The following is a 14886-nucleotide window of genomic DNA, read 5'->3' on the forward strand; positions in this document are numbered from 1 at the left end:
GTTAACGCGGCATTAAGGAAGATTATCAGCGTATTAATGCCGATCCCCCGGACAATCGGCAAGCTGCTGCCGAAACTGCGTAGAATTTCAGATTTGAAGCTCAGATTTCAAACAGAGAAAACACGCAGACCCCCGGTCAATTGCGCGCGCCCCCAGCGCGCAGGCCCGGCGTGGTCAGGCTGCTGCGCGACGGTCACTCTGGCGCAATCCCCTGCCGGAGGGGCTTAGCTGCCCCAGATCTTCTTCACGTAGTTCTGGGTCTCGCGGTAGGGCGGCACACCGCCATGTTTGCGCACCGCTTCGGGGCCTGCGTTATAGGCCGCCAGCGCCAGCCGCCAGGATCCGAACTTGCGGTACTGCCGGGCGAGATAGCGCGCGCCACCTTCCAGGTTCTGCCTGGGATCGGTGGCATCCACCCCCAGCGCCTTGGCGGTGGCGGGCATCAGCTGTGCCAGCCCCAGCGCGCCCTTGTGGGATTTTGCCGTCGGGTTCCAGCCGCTTTCCTGTTGCACCAGTCGCAGAAACAGATCCTCCGGCACCCCGTGTTTCTGCGCCGCGGCCCGCGCAATGTTCAGATACTGGCCCCGATATTTGCCACTATACGGCAGGCTGCCGTGTTTGGAGGGCGTATGGATGGTGGGCGGTTGCAGGCGGATCGAATTCTTGTACTGCCCGGCAGCGCGCTCATCCAGAACCCGCGCGTGCGAGGCAAACAGCTTGCGCTGGCTCTTTGTGCTGAACATATCTGCCGTTGCCATCTGGCCCGATACAACACCGGCCAGCGTGACCCCCACCAACAGCCTACGCATTAAACGCCCTGCCCTGTCCCTGTTTTTCCGTATCCTGGATTGCGCGAAACTATATCCGGATTGACTAAAAAGAAAAGAACCTTCGCGTTTCCTGCGGCTGCGGCCGGTGATGCGGGCGCCTCTCGCGCAAAATATGAGGATGACCTCAGATATCGCCGCCAGCCGACTTTCATGTGGCGACCCGGAGCGGTAGTGTGGCCGCCAACCCGGCGCGACCAGATTCGGACCGGACAGATTTCATACCCCGACGGGGCCCGCCGAAACCGCTGAGCTGGAGGGGTAAACCACCCGGCTTTTGCTGATTTTCGCGACTCCGAACGACCAGACCAAGAGGACAGACCCATGGCAGGCTCAGTCAACAAAGTAATCCTGATCGGCAACCTCGGCCGTGATCCCGAAGTGCGCAGTTTCCAGAACGGCGGCAAGGTCTGCAACCTGCGGATCGCAACCTCCGAGACCTGGAAAGACCGCAACACCGGCGAGCGTCGCGAAAAAACCGAATGGCATTCGGTCGCGATCTTCTCCGAAGGTCTGGTGCGCGTGGCAGAACAATATCTGCGCAAAGGCTCCAAGGTCTATATCGAGGGCCAGCTGCAAACCCGCAAATGGCAGGACCAGAGCGGCCAGGACCGCTACTCGACAGAGGTGGTCTTGCAGGGCATCGGCGGCACGCTGACCATGCTTGATGGCCGCAACGAAGGCGGCCAGGGTGGTGGCAGCGGCTATGGTGGCGGTCAGGGCGGCGGCAGCTATGGCGGCGGCGGTGGCTACGACAGCGGCCCCAGCGGCGGCGGTCAGGACGGCGGCTTCGGCGGCGGCAACCAGGGCGGCGCATCGCATAATATCGACGATGACGAGATCCCGTTCTAAGGGCGAATCACAGCCACGAACCGGCGCCAAAAGCCCGGTCGAATGGTGTTTTTCCTGCGCAGACCTTCACCGGTCTGCGCATTTTTTTTGCAAAACCCTTAGTTCCCATAGCGATAGCGGCGGCGATTGATCCCAGCCAATAACCAGCAAAACAAGGCGATTTTGAATTCATCTTTTATCTAAAATCTCTATCGGGCGATAAAATACATATTCTATTAGCACCTCGAACCTACGGTTTTGCGGACCGATAACGTTAAGCCGGAGCCTAGAGTATGATCAGCCGACTGTTGCAGCGTATGTCCATCCGGGCAAAGATTATGACCCTCATCGGGTTGCCTCTCCTGATTATTATCGGGGTATCCGGCGCGGTGCTGTACACGCTGAACAAACGGGCGAGTTTCGACACCACGCTGACCCGGGATATCATGCTGACCGCGGGCGAGCTGGTTCATAATCTGCAACTGGAGCGCGGCCTGTCTGCGGCCTTCCTCTCCACCGAGGCGACCGCGCTCCCTGCCCGGTTGGAAACCCAGCGCCAGACATCGCAGGAGTTGCGTGAGCATATGCTGGAGGTGATCGAAACCGCCGATCTGTCACAGTTGCACGACAACACGCGTGTCTTCGTCAGTCTCGCCCATGACGAGCTGGAAGCCCTGGATGACATGCGCCTCAAGATCGCGGATCGGGCCATCAGCGCGCCGGAAGCGGTCGAATTCTACAGCAAACTGAACCTCCACCTGCTGGAAACCGCCCTTGCCTTTGAGGTGCTGGTCCACGACACCGAACTGGCCGAGCGTGCGATGGCCCTTACCTATTTTCAAATGGCCAAAGACGCCTATGGCATCCAGCGTGCGGTCGGTGCCCAGGGCTTCGCCAATGGCTGGACCGAAAACCTGCAATCACGGATGCTCATTTCCTATATGCAGTCAAAAGAACGCATACGCGTTTTCCATGAACTGTCCGACAGCGAAAGCGCCGAGCTTTTTGACGGTCAGGCCGCAGGCGAAACCTATCAGGCCTTTGCGAATATCCGGTCGGATGTGCTCGCCGGTCGCGCCCCTCAGGACCTGTCCGGCGACGAGTGGTTCGAAATCGCCACCCAAGCGATCGAAGTTGTCAAAGAGGTCGAAACCGAGATCCGCGATCAGCTGATGGCCGATTTCGAGGCTTTCGACAGATTCAATAACAATTCCTTCTACCAGACGCTGGCTGGCCTTTCCTTTGTGATCGTGGCGATGAGCCTTGGCGCGCTGGTGATCGCCCGCGATATCGCAGGCGGGGTGCGGATGGTAACCACTGCGCTGGAGCGCATCAGCTCCGGTGAGCTGGAGATCGACATCTCCGGCAAATCGCGCAAGGACGAGATCGGCAATATCGCGCGACAGGCCGAAATCTTGCGCGGTCACGCCCTCGAAAAACGCGCGGCCGATGATCATCTGGACCGCGCGATGGCCGAACAGAAACTGGTCTCCGACGCCATCGCCGAAGCGCTGAGCCAACTCAGCAACAAGGTGCTGGTCTACCGTCTGAAAGACCATTTCCCCGAAGATTTCAAAAGCCTGCGCATGGATTTCAACGAACTGGCCGCCTCGCTACAGGATGCCATGAGTACCGTCCGCAGCGCCGCCCTGTCGGTTGGCGACGACAGCCAGACCATTGCCGCCAATATGGATGATCTGTCCCGGCGCACCGAATCGCAGGCCGCCGCGCTCGAACGCTCCACCCATGCCATGAACGAGATCACCACCAGCGTTGGCGAATCCGCCAGCAACGCCAAGGAGGCCGAGGCCATCGCCGGCACTACTCAGGACAAGGTCAACGATTGCGAAGATATCGTTCAGAAAACGGTGACCGCGATGGAGGAGATCCGCACCTCCTCCGACGAGATTTCCCAGATCACCAAGGTGATTGAGGATATCGCCTTCCAGACCAATCTGCTGGCGCTCAACGCCGGGGTCGAGGCGGCGCGCGCCGGTGAGGCCGGCCGTGGCTTCGCCGTTGTCGCCAGCGAGGTGCAGCGGCTGGCACAGCGCTGCTCCGATGCGGTGTCGCAGATCGACGAAATCACCGCCCGCAGCTCGGCGCAGGTCAATACCGGATCCAGCCTCGTCGGCTCTGCCGGCAGCGCCATGTCCGAGGTCAGCACCCAGGTGAGCGCGATTTCCGAACTGATCGTCTCGATTGCAAAGGGGCTGGAGACCCAGTCGACCCAGCTGAGCGAGGTGAACCACGCCGTCGGCGAGATGGAACAGATGACCCAGACCAATGCCGCCATGACCGAGGAGACCACCGCCTCGGCCACGCAGCTGTTCCAGCAGGCACGCGAGCTGAACACGATGATCGGCGCCTTTCAGCTGGAAGGCACAGCAGCCCCCGCCTCAGCGCAGGAGGAGCACAGCGACGCAGAGATGGCGGCGCAGATGGCCGCCGCCGCCGAGCATGACGCCGCAGATATCGAAGCTGGCGTTGACGACGACGAATCCTGGGTCGCCTGATCCCCAGGCCAGCCTGGCCAGATCCTCATCCGGCATATGACACAGCCCCCGCCATGGCAGGGGCTGTCGTCAGTTGAACGGCGTGCTGAGCAGCGCGCCGTCACGTCGGGATCAGGTCTGAGCCAGCGCCGCCCCTCAGGCCGTCACCGCTGCGCCAGCGCCTCCCGCAGCACCTCCAGCACCGCCTCCGGCGGCACGTCCCCGGTGACAAAAGCATGGCCGATGCCGCGCGCCAGAATGAACCGCAGCTGGCCATCGACCACCTTCTTGTCCTGCCCCATCAGCGCCAGCAGCGCCTCGGCATCCGGCAGGTCGCCGGGGATATCGGCGAGGTCGGTCTTCATCCCCATCGCCTTCAGATGCGCCCGCACCCGGCTGGGGTCCTCCTGGCTGCACAGGCCCAACCGCGCCGACAGCTCAAACGCCAGCGCGCAGCCGATCGCCACCCCTTCGCCATGCAGCAGCCGGTCACCATATCCGGTGGCCGCCTCCAGCGCATGACAGAAGGTATGGCCAAGATTAAGCAGCGCGCGGTCGCCCTGTTCGGTCTCGTCACGCACCACGATATCGGCCTTCATCTGCACCGAGCGGGTCACCGCCTCCACCCGTGCCGCGCGCGCACCGGCCGCCAATGTCGGCCCCTGCGCCTCCAGCCAGTCGAAAAACGCCGCATCCCCCAGCAGCCCGTATTTGACCACCTCGCCATAGCCGGCCAGAAAATCGCGCGGCGTCAGCGTGCTCAGCAGCGCGGTATCCGCCAGCACCAGCGAGGGCTGATGAAAGGCCCCGATCAGGTTCTTGCCCTGCGGCGCATTGATGCCGGTCTTGCCGCCGACGGAGCTGTCGACCTGCGCCAGGAGCGACGTCGGGATCTGCACAAACCGCACCCCGCGGCGCAACACAGCCGCCGCAAACCCGGCCAGATCGCCGATGACGCCGCCGCCAAAGGCGATGACGATGTCATTGCGCTCGACCTTCTGCTCCAGCAGCCATTCCACCGCGCGGCTGAACTGCGGCCAGCCCTTGGTGCTTTCTCCGGGGGGCAGCGCCAGCGCCGCCATCTCGATCCCCGCTTCCGCCAGCCCGGCCTGCAAGGCCTCCAGATGATGGGCAGCCACCGTCTCATCGGTCAGCACCGCCACTTTCGGACGGCGCAGCAATGGTTTCAGCCGCGCGCCCACATCCGCAAGAAGATCCGGCCCGATCACCACGTCATAGGCCCGCTCGCCCAGGTCGACATGCACAACCCGTTCCAAGCTGAACTGCACCATCATATCCACTCCAGCACGTCCGGGCGGGCGCGCAGCGCCTCGATCACCCGGTTCACCATTTCATCTATCGACGCCTGCCCGTCCGACACCACGGTCAGATCCGCCTGCGCATAATAAGGCACCCGTTCATGATAGAGCGCCGACAGCGTCGCATGGGGATCCTTGGTGCGCAGCAGGGGCCGCGTGTCGCGGTGTTTGACCCGGTTCCACAGCACCTCAAGATCCGCATTCAGCCAGATCGCAACCCCGCGTTCGGAGATGATCCTGCGGTTTTCCTCGGCCAGGAACGCACCACCGCCGGTGGATAGCACGCCACGCTCCTCATCCAGAAGACGCCGGATCACCTGGCGCTCCTTCTGCCGAAAGAACGGCTCGCCATCGCGGGCAAAGATTTCGGGAATGGTGCGGTTGGCCGCGGCCTCGATTTCGTGATCGCTGTCCAGAAACGGGGCCTTCAGACGGGCAGCAAGGGCCCGGCCCACGGCCGTCTTCCCTGCCCCCATCATCCCCACCATGACGATGGTCTTCTTCAGCGCTCCGGGCACCCGGCGGTCACCCGCGCCACTGAGTGTTTGCTCTTTTTCGCTCATTCTTCAGTGAATGACGTGATATTGCTAAAAAGGCCATATATAACTTGCACAAAAGCCAAAGAAGCAGTCAGCGGGACACCCATGGGGCGATTGATCAAATACCTACTTTATTTAGTTATACTGGCAGCGATCGGATTGGTGATCTATGCCTATGTCGGGCCGTGGTTCGGGGCGGATTTCGACGCCCCCACCTCCGAGGTCCGCAAACCGGTGGTTCTGAATGCCGACTAGAAAACGGCGCGGTGAGTCGGCCCCTGCGCTCTCTCCCTCGGGCAGAGAATGCGAGGCCGCCCCCGCCCTGATCACCCAGCGACTGGCGCAGATCGCGTCCCTGACCCGCCCCCTGACGCTGAGCCTCGGGGTGGCGGTCGGCGTTGGCCTTGCCGCTTCGGCCCCGGCACAATCGCCCGCGACCACGCGCCCCCCCGCACCCGCTGCCACCCCCCCATCAACCACGCCCCCCGCGGCCAAGACGCCGCGACCGGGCAGCCGGGCCGCAAAACCGGATGATCCGCTCGCCGCCATCGACTGGCTAGCCACGCCGGCGCCGGATGCAGGGCTGCCCGGCACCGTTCTGCTGGAACCACCCGTCGCCGGGTCTGCCCGACGCCCCGAGGTCACCGTGACGCCGCTCGCCAGCCTTGTTGCGCCCGTCGGCCTTGTCAAACCCGCCTCCACCGGACTGCCCGTCGACCTGTGGCGCGGCAGCAGCGCCGAGGAGCTGGCCACCCTGCTGGCCGCCGTGCCTGTGCGCAACTCCCCGGCGATGCAGTCGCTGATGTTCACCCTGCTGCTGTCGGAAACCCGCCCGCCTGCCGAGGGCGGCGAGACGCTGCTGCTGGCGCGGCTGGACCGGCTGATGGATCTTGGCGCCCCGGACCCGGCGCAGGCCCTCGCCGAACAGGCAGGCCCCACCCGCAGCACCGCCCGGTTCAAGCGCTGGTTCGACGCCACCCTGCTGACCGGTGACGAGCAGACCGCCTGCCGTGCCCTGCAGGAACAGCCGCATCTGGCGCCGGATTACGCCGCCCGCATCTTCTGCGCCGCCCGACTCGGCGACTGGCCGACCGCCGCGCTGCTGCTGGAGGCCGCCCATGCGCTTGAACTGGTCGACAGCCGCCAGCTCGATCTTCTGGACCGCTTCCTCAACCCCGATGTGTTCGAGGATGCCGCCCCCCTGCGAGCGCCCAAATCGCCGGATCCGCTGACCTTCCGCCTGTATGAAACCATTGGAGAACGCCGCCCGACCGCCAATCTGCCCCGCGCGTTTGCAGCGGCAGATCTGCGCGATATCGCCGGCTGGAAGGCGCAGCTGGAAGCGGCTGAACGGCTGACCCGCATCGGCGCGCTGAACCCCAATCATCTGCTGGGGCTCTACTCCGAACGCGCCCCCGCGGCGTCCGGCGGCATCTGGGACCGGGTTGCGGCGCTGCAACGCTTTGAAACCGCACTCGAAACCGGCAGCGCCGAGGCCGTCAGCAAGACCCTGCCAAAGGTCTGGCAGGCCATGCGCACCGCAGAGATCGAAACCGCCTTTGCCGATCTTTTTGCCGACCGGCTGGCGCGGATCCCGCTGGAGGGCAGCGCCGCACAGCTGGCCTGGCGCATCCGCCTGCTGGCCCCGACCTATGAAACCGCCTCCCACAGCCTGCCGGATCTGAAGGGCCACGCCGCATTTGTCGCGGCGGTGGCGCAGGGCGTGCCCACGGCCGAGCTGGCACATAGCGGTCTTGAGCAGGCGATCGCCGCCGTCTTTGCCCCCGAAAGCGCTGCCCCCCGCAAGCTTCAGCGCCTGCTGGACAATGGCCAGCTCGGCGAATCGATCCTGCGCGCGATGCAGCTCTTTGCCCAGGGCGCCGAGGGCAATCTCGGCGATCTCACCGATGCGCTGGCAACCTTCCGCGCCGTCGGACTCGAGGATACCGCCCGCCGCGCCGCCTTGCAGCTACTGCTGCTGAACCGCCGTTAGGCCCGCCGCCATGGCCCCTCCCCGATGAGCAGCCCCGCCCATGCCCCGCAGGATGATCTGCAATGGATCTCCACCTTTCTGGATGCGCAGGCCGCCGATCTCGGTGCGGCGCGCAACACCTTGCTGGCCTATGGCCGCGATCTGAAGGATGTCGCCAGCTGGCTTGCCCATAAAAACCTCGGTTTTGGCAGGGCCTCCCGCGATGATATCGAGGCCTATCTGATCTCCTGCGACGCCGAAGGGCTGGCCCGCGCCACCCGCGCCCGCCGCCTCTCCGCGATCAAGCAGATCTACCGCTTTGCCTTTGACGAAGGCTGGCGCAGCGACAATCCCGCGATCCAGATCAAGGGGCCGGGACGCCAGAAGGCCCTGCCCAAGACCCTTGAGGTGATCGAGGTCGACCGGCTGCTCTATGCCGCCCGCCAGTCTGGCCGCAGCACCGCCGACCGGCTGCGCAACACCTGCCTGATGGAGCTGCTCTATGCCACCGGCATGCGGGTGAGCGAGCTGGTCGGCCTGCCGGTGGCGGCCGCGCGGGGCGATCCGCGCATGTTGCTGGTGCTGGGCAAGGGCGGCAAGGAACGCATGGTGCCGCTGTCGCCGCCGGCCCGCGATGCGCTGGCGGCCTGGCTTACCGCGCGCGACACCGCTGAGGAGGCCGCCGTTGCCAAAGGGGCCGCCCCCTCGCGTTTCCTGTTCCCGTCGCGTGGCAAATCCGGCCATCTGACCCGGCATCGGTTCTATCTGCTGATCAAGGAATTTGCCGTCGCCGGGGGCATCGCACCCGAAGCGGTGTCGCCCCATACCCTCCGCCACGCCTTTGCCACGCATCTTCTGACCAATGGCGCCGATCTGCGGGCGATCCAGGCACTGCTTGGCCATGCCGATATTGCCACCACCGAGATCTACACCCATGTGCTGGACGCCCGGCTGAGCGAGCTGGTGCTGGACCATCACCCGCTGGCCCGCCCTGCCGGGGCTGCCGATCACCCCGCCCCACCGGGTAAAACCGACCTGTCGGGAACAGAATAGCTCCCGCACGGCGCGAGCGCGCCACCTCCCCCCTTGCGACAGGGCGGTCGGCACCCCATAACCATGGGGATCACAACATTTCTTTCGGGACTCTGATGGACAGCACCACGACCTTTGTCGATTCCACCTTCTGGACCACCGCCGGCGCAATTGTCTTTCTGCTGGTTCTGTCGGGGTTTTTCTCTGGCTCCGAGACCGCATTGACAGCCTCTTCGCGGGGCAAGCTGCGTTCGCAGGCCGACAAGGGCTCCAACGGCGCCAAACGTGCACTGGCGATCACCGAAGACAGCGAACGGCTGATCGGCTCGATCCTCTTGGGCAACAACCTGGTGAATATCCTCGCCACCTCGCTGGCCACCGCGCTGTTCACCCGCGCCTTGGGCGAAAGCGGTGTCGCGCTGGCCACCCTCGTCATGACCCTTCTGGTGCTGATCTTTGCCGAGGTCCTGCCCAAGACCTACGCCATCTCCAATGCCGAGAAAGCCGCCGCCGCCGTTGCCCCTCCGATTGGCATATTGGTCACGCTGCTGGCCCCCGTGGTGGGGGCCGTCCGCCTTCTGGTGCGCGGTGTGCTGCGCCTGTTTGGCGTACGCATCGACCCCAACAGCCACATCATGGCCGTCCGCGAGGAAATCGCCGGCGCCCTGCACCTTGGCCACTCCGAAGGCGTGGTCGAAAAGGAAGACCGCGACCGGATCCTTGGCGCCCTTGATCTCTCCGACCGCTTTGTCGAGGAAATCATGCTGCACCGCTCCAATATCGAGATGATCGACGCCAGCCTTGAGCCACAGAAGATCCTCGAACAATGTCTGACCTCGCCGCACACCCGCCTGCCGGTGTTCAAGGACGAGCCGGAGAACATCATAGGCGTGCTCCATGCCAAGGATCTTCTGCGGGAGATGTACGCCCAGATCGGCGGCCCCGACGGCGATGCCGCCTCGCTGCGCAACTTCAATATCACCAGCGTGACCAAACCGCCCTATTTCGTCCCGGAAACCACCACACTGGATGAACAGATGCGCCAGTTCCTGCGCGCACGCACCCATTTTGCGCTGGTGGTCGATGAATACGGCACCCTGCAGGGCCTGATCACCCTGGAAGACATCCTTGAGGAAATCGTCGGCGAGATCACCGATGAATTCGACCCGGATGAGGAAACCGTGGTGAAGAAAACCAGCGACGGCAACTATCTGGTCGATGGCGCCACCACCATTCGCGATCTCAACCGCGCAACCGACTGGTCGCTGCCCGATGACGAGGCCAACACCATCGCCGGTCTGGTCATTCACGAGGCGCAGACAATCCCCGTCGTGGGGCAGGTCTTTTCCTTCCATAATTTCCGCTTTGAGGTCACCGCCCGCGACGGCAACCGCGTGACGGAGCTGAAAATCCGCCCGCTGCAATAACGCAACCGCGCCCCCGCATCATCAGCCGCCGCCCCACCGGGTGGCGGCTTTTTTGATGCAGCGCCCCACGGCTGACGCCCGGTTCGTCCTCGCAGCGCTCAATCCCGACGGCTGATGTCGCGTTTTTGCTGGACTACTAAACACATCTGTCCAGAATAACCGCAAACAGCCAGTGGGGGATGCAAGATGAAGACGACAACACGGGTAGCGGTGATCGGTGGCGGCGTTGTGGGGTGCTCGGTGCTCTATCACCTGACCAAGCTCGGCTGGTCCGATGTCCTGCTGCTGGAACGCTCGGAGCTGACCTCAGGCTCCACCTGGCACGCGGCTGGCGGCTTCCATACGCTGAACGGCGACACCAACATGGCGGCGCTGCAGGGCTACACCATCAAGCTCTACAAGGAGCTGGAGGAAATCACCGGCATGTCCTGCGGGTTGCACCATGTCGGCGGCGTCACCCTCGCGGACAACCAGGAACGTTTCGACATGCTGAAGGCGGAGCGCGCCAAGCACCGGTTCATGGGGCTGGAAACCGAGATCATCTCTCCCGAGGAGATCAAGAAAATCGCCCCGGTCACCAATATCGACGGCATCATCGGCGGTTTGTATGACCCGCTCGATGGCCACCTCGACCCCTCCGGCACCACCCACGCCTATGCCCGCGCCGCGCGCATGGGCGGCGCCACGATTGAAACCCACTGCAAGGTGATCGAGACCAGCCAGCGCCCCGATGGCAGCTGGGATGTGGTCACGGACAAGGGCACAGTGCACGCCGAACATATCGTCAACGCCGGCGGCCTCTGGGCGCGCGAGGTGGGCGCCATGGCAGGCATCTACATGCCCCTGCACCCGATGGAGCATCAATATATCGTCACCGACGAGGTGCCGGAGATCGCCGAAATCATCAACGCAGGGGGCGAGCATCCGCATGTGATGGACCCGGCCGGCGAAAGCTACCTCCGTCAGGAAGGCCGCGGCCTCTGCATCGGCTTCTATGAACAGCCCTGCAAACCCTGGGCCGTCGATGGCACGCCATGGGACTTCGGCCACGAACTGCTGCCCGATGATTTCGACAAGATCGAGGACAGCATCGCCTTCGCCTACAAACGCTTCCCGGCGCTCGAACGCGCAGGCGTCAAATCGGTGATCCACGGCCCCTTCACCTTTGCCCCCGACGGTAACCCGCTGGTCGGCCCGGTGCCGGGGATGCGCAACTACTGGTCAGCCTGCGCCGTCATGGCCGGCTTTAGCCAGGGCGGCGGCGTCGGGTTGATGCTGGCGCAATGGATGGTTGAGGGCGAATGCGAGCGCGATACCTTTGCAATGGACTGCGCCCGCTTCGGCGGCTGGATCACTCCGGGCTATACTCGGCCCAAAGTCATTGAAAACTATCAGAAACGCTTCTCCATCGCCTACCCGAACGAGGAGCTGCCTGCGGCCCGCCCGTTCCGCAGCACCCCGATGTATGACATCTTCGATGGCATGGGCGCGGTCTGGGGTGCCCAATACGGGCTGGAGGTCCCGAACTACTTCGCCACAGGCGACGAGCCGCGCTATGAAACCCCCTCCTTCCGCCGCTCCAACGCGTTCGCGGCCACTGCACGCGAAGTGAAAGCGGTGCGCGAAAACGTCGGCATCAACGAGGTCCACAATTTCGGCAAATACCGGGTCAAAGGTGCAGGCGCCCGCGCCTGGCTCGACCGCATCATGGCCGGCCGGTTGCCACAGCCGGGCCGCCTGTCGCTGACACCGATGCTGTCGCCAAAGGGTCGCCTGATCGGTGATTTCACCATCTCCTGCCTGTCCGAGGACGAGTTCCAGCTCACCGCCTCTTACGGCGCGCAGGCCTACCATATGCGCTGGTTCCTGCAGAATAACGACGACGGCATCAGCATTGAGAACATCTCCGACACCCGCACAGGCTTCCAGATCGCAGGCCCCCGCGCGCGCGCGGTCCTGCAAGCCTGCACAAGGCAAGACATCTCGGACATGCGCTTCATGGATGTGCGCCGCCTGACCGTGGGCATGGCCGACTGTATCGTTCAGCGGGTCAGCTATACCGGGGATCTGGGCTATGAAATCTACTGCGACCTGCCCAGCCAGCGCGCCCTGTGGGATGCGCTGTGGAATGCTGGCCAGCCGCATGGCATGAAGCCCTTCGGCATGCGGGCGATGATGTCACTCAGGCTCGACAGGTTCTTCGGCTCCTGGCTGCGCGAATTCTCCCCCGATTACACGGCGGCGGAAACCGGCTTGGACCGCTTTATCTCCTTCAAGAAACCCGTTGATTTCATTGGCCGCGCTGCAGCCGAGGCCGAACGCGACACACCGCCAGCCCGCCGGCTCTGCGCCTTTGAGGTGGAGGCTGACGACGCAGATGTGACCGCCTATGAGCCGATCTGGCTGGACGGCGCAGTTGTGGGCTTCTGCACCTCCGGCGGCTACTCCCACCACGCGCAGAAATCCATCGCACTGGGCTTTGTCCCCACCGACCGCGCTCAGGACGGGCTCGAGGTCGAGATCGAGATCCTGGGCAAGATGCAAAAGGCCCGACTGATCACCAGGCCGCTGTTTGATGCCGACGGCGCCCGGATGCGCGGCTGACAGCAGCAGGCGGGTCAATACTTCTGACCCGTCTCCCCCACTGTTGCCATGTCGGCGCGCGCCGGGCCGCCGCTTTCGCGCAACAGATAGGTCCTGCCCCGGCCCCAATGTTTCGCACGCGAAACATTATGTCAGCCTCACTGACTTGCCCTGTCACTTTTGCTGGACCCCTCTCCTCTTCTGGCCCTAAATATCCCCGCCGGAGGCTTCCGACAGCGCGGCACCACGCCAGGGAGGCGACAGATATGACCGCCATCGCCATTCTGATCCTCGCTGCCGGCAGCGCCTCGCGGATGCGCGGGCGTGACAAACTGCTGGAGGAGATCGACGGAACACCGCTTCTGGCCTGGATCTGCGGGGCGGCCCTTGGCACCGGGCAGGACACCTATGTCACCTTGCCAGCCGCACCCCACCCAAGAGCCCAGCTGCTCAGCCGCGCCTGCCCCGCTGCAACAGCGCTCTTTGTGCCGGACGCGCAGGAGGGCATGGCCGCCTCCATTCGCTCAGGCATCGCAGGTCTGACCAAGAGCTACGAGGCGGTGATGATCCTGCCTGCCGATATGCCGGAGTTGACGCAAGCCGATCTGGCGCAGGTCGCGGGCAGCGCTATGGCGCTGCCAGACCGGATCCTGCGCGCGACCGGGACAGCAACCGGTGCAGCCACAGGCCCAATCACCGGGGCGCAGGAGCGGTTTGGACATCCGGTGGTCTTTCCCCGCCGGTATTTCGCCGCGCTCGGCCAGCTCAGCGGCGATCAGGGCGCCCGCGCGGTTCTACAGGCTGCACAGGATCAGGGAGAGACCATTCACCCGGTGCCGCTGCCCGAGGCCCATGCGCTCACCGATCTGGACACGCCCGAGGCGTGGACGGCCTGGCGCCGCGCGCGAACGACATTCAAAAGCGATTAGGCCACAGGGCTAGTGGATGAACCACTGCGCCCCCGCCTTGCACCCCGGCCGTCGGCGTGACGGCTGCGCAGGGGGCGCACCGGGCACCGGCGGCCGTGTCTGCAACTCGGGAAACAGCATCAGCACCTCATCGCGCTGGGCGCGATCCAACCCGCGCAGGGACTGGTCGGCAGGCTGAAAACACTCGATCCACGCCCCGTCGGCACAGACCACCTGATGGTCCTCACAGACAAAATGCAGATAGTCGATGCTGGTGGTCTCTACCGCATCGACTCCGGACAATCCGGTCAGATGTTTGGCCGCGACCAGTATCTCGCGATTCTCGAAATAAAACGCGGTCTTGTCATTGCCGATCAGCACCCGATGGCTCGGGCTGAGCAGCAGATCCCGCTCCGGCATCCCATTGCCAAGCGACCCTGCCGCGATCAGCACCGGTTGCAGATGTGCCGCCGCCTGCAGGGCGCTGCGATCCAGCCTCCGCCGCCCGATCCAGCGAATGGGCTGCAGACCATTGTCACGGGTCACCACACGGTCCCCGACGCTCAGATCCTCCACGGCGCAGCTCCCCTGAGGGGTCGCAACAGTTGTTCCGGGCGTAAAGCAAGGCACGTCATGATCTCCGTCCAAAAGCCCGACCACCCCGGTCGCACAGCCGTGCAACCGGTCCCTAGCCTGCCTTGGTATTGCAAAGGGGCGCCACACCTCGGGGTACAGCTTTGAAGAGAGCGCCACTCATCCTGTGGCAGCATGGGATTACCCTACGCGGGCAAATCTGCCTAAAAAAGAACAAAATCTTAATCAGCGTGCATCCGCCGGCCCGGCCGTCCGATGATCCCGTCCCCAGAGGCCGGGGATTGTTTCCGGTCTGACCGCCGTCACCGGGCGATCCCGCAGAATCTGCCGTCACCGCCGCGAAACAACCTCCGTTTGTC

12 protein-coding genes are annotated in these 14886 nt (G+C 64.1%); 8 read left to right on the forward strand and 4 right to left on the reverse strand.

Annotation, left to right across the window (positions count from 1 at the left end; all coding sequences use genetic code 11):
- Window positions 1-224: 224 nt before the first annotated feature.
- A complete protein-coding gene (locus tag VWY60_RS08150; protein WP_340545432.1) occupies window positions 225-809 on the reverse strand; it encodes a lytic transglycosylase domain-containing protein in 585 nt (194 codons plus the stop codon).
- A 342-nt stretch (window positions 810-1151) separates the two neighbouring features.
- Between VWY60_RS08150 and ssb the strand changes: the two genes are divergently transcribed.
- Complete coding sequence (gene ssb / locus VWY60_RS08155; RefSeq protein ID WP_416540245.1) at window positions 1152-1679, forward strand: single-stranded DNA-binding protein; 528 nt, start codon at window positions 1152-1154, stop codon at window positions 1677-1679.
- Window positions 1680-1951: 272 nt separating this feature from the next.
- Entirely contained in the window at window positions 1952-4174 is a 2223-nt protein-coding gene (locus VWY60_RS08160; RefSeq protein ID WP_416540247.1) for a methyl-accepting chemotaxis protein, read from the forward strand.
- Window positions 4175-4317: 143 nt separating this feature from the next.
- Here the strand turns inward: VWY60_RS08160 and aroB are convergent, their stop codons facing one another.
- A complete protein-coding gene (gene aroB / locus VWY60_RS08165) occupies window positions 4318-5445 on the reverse strand; it encodes a 3-dehydroquinate synthase (protein WP_374015288.1) in 1128 nt (375 codons plus the stop codon).
- Window positions 5445-6035: a shikimate kinase gene (locus VWY60_RS08170; RefSeq protein ID WP_340545429.1), complete on the reverse strand. Its 591-nt coding sequence runs from the start codon at window positions 6033-6035 to the stop codon at window positions 5445-5447. Before VWY60_RS08170 ends, aroB begins: the two co-directional genes overlap by 1 nt.
- 81 nt (window positions 6036-6116) lie before the next feature.
- On the opposite strand from VWY60_RS08170, the gene VWY60_RS08175 reads away from it, so the two are divergent.
- The 6 genes from VWY60_RS08175 (at window position 6117) to VWY60_RS08200 (ending at window position 13954) form a co-directional block, all read left to right on the forward strand.
- Window positions 6117-6266 carry a hypothetical protein gene (locus tag VWY60_RS08175; protein ID WP_340545428.1) on the forward strand — a complete coding sequence of 50 codons (150 nt, stop codon included), beginning with the start codon at window positions 6117-6119 and terminating at the stop codon, window positions 6264-6266.
- Window positions 6256-8004, forward strand: a complete 1749-nt coding sequence (locus tag VWY60_RS08180; RefSeq protein ID WP_416540248.1) for a hypothetical protein — start codon at window positions 6256-6258, stop codon at window positions 8002-8004. The genes VWY60_RS08175 and VWY60_RS08180 overlap by 11 nt, the downstream gene beginning before the upstream one ends.
- Before the next feature lie 24 nt (window positions 8005-8028).
- Window positions 8029-9036 carry a site-specific tyrosine recombinase XerD gene (locus VWY60_RS08185; RefSeq protein ID WP_416536053.1) on the forward strand — a complete coding sequence of 336 codons (1008 nt, stop codon included), beginning with the start codon at window positions 8029-8031 and terminating at the stop codon, window positions 9034-9036.
- Window positions 9037-9131: 95 nt separating this feature from the next.
- Complete coding sequence (locus VWY60_RS08190; RefSeq protein WP_340545425.1) at window positions 9132-10442, forward strand: HlyC/CorC family transporter; 1311 nt, start codon at window positions 9132-9134, stop codon at window positions 10440-10442.
- A 186-nt stretch (window positions 10443-10628) separates the two neighbouring features.
- Complete coding sequence (locus VWY60_RS08195; RefSeq protein ID WP_416540249.1) at window positions 10629-13046, forward strand: GcvT family protein; 2418 nt, start codon at window positions 10629-10631, stop codon at window positions 13044-13046.
- Between the two features lie 245 nt (window positions 13047-13291).
- Window positions 13292-13954 carry a nucleotidyltransferase family protein gene (locus tag VWY60_RS08200; protein ID WP_416540250.1) on the forward strand — a complete coding sequence of 221 codons (663 nt, stop codon included), beginning with the start codon at window positions 13292-13294 and terminating at the stop codon, window positions 13952-13954.
- Window positions 13955-13963: 9 nt separating this feature from the next.
- Here the strand turns inward: VWY60_RS08200 and VWY60_RS08205 are convergent, their stop codons facing one another.
- Window positions 13964-14656: a Hint domain-containing protein gene (locus VWY60_RS08205; protein ID WP_416540785.1), complete on the reverse strand. Its 693-nt coding sequence runs from the start codon at window positions 14654-14656 to the stop codon at window positions 13964-13966.
- Between the last annotated feature and the right edge of the window lie 230 nt (window positions 14657-14886).

The sequence above is a fragment of the Phaeobacter sp. JH20_26 genome (assembly GCF_048056275.1).
In the GTDB taxonomy this organism is placed as follows: Bacteria; Pseudomonadota; Alphaproteobacteria; order Rhodobacterales; family Rhodobacteraceae; genus Phaeobacter; species Phaeobacter bryozoorum.